The organism is Devosia alba, assembly GCF_039938915.1.
In the GTDB taxonomy this organism is placed as follows: domain Bacteria; phylum Pseudomonadota; class Alphaproteobacteria; order Rhizobiales; family Devosiaceae; genus Devosia; species Devosia alba.
On record NZ_JBDUUI010000095.1, the window covers coordinates 1 to 265 of the forward strand.

Sequence of the window (265 nt, forward strand, 5' to 3'; positions counted from 1 at the left end):
TGAATGCCCTTTTCGCGGCCCAGACCGCTCTCTTTAAAGCCCCCGAACGGGGTTGAAATCGCAAAGACTTTGTAGGTGTTGATCCACACCGTGCCCACCTCAAGCTGTTCGCTCAGGCGCAGCGCGCGCCCGGCATCGCGCGTCCAGATCCCCGCCGCCAGGCCGTACACCGAGTCGTTGGCCTCGCGGATAAGCGTGGCCTCGTCGCGAAACGGCATCGCCACCAGTACCGGGCCGAGGATCTCCTCCTTCCACGTGCGGGCGC

At 64.9% G+C, this 265-nt stretch carries 1 protein-coding gene; it reads right to left on the reverse strand.

Going from position 1 to position 265, the window contains the following annotated elements:
- On the reverse strand, positions 1 to 265 hold a 265-nt coding region (locus tag ABFY71_RS18910), incomplete at both ends, for an aldehyde dehydrogenase family protein (RefSeq protein WP_347947420.1).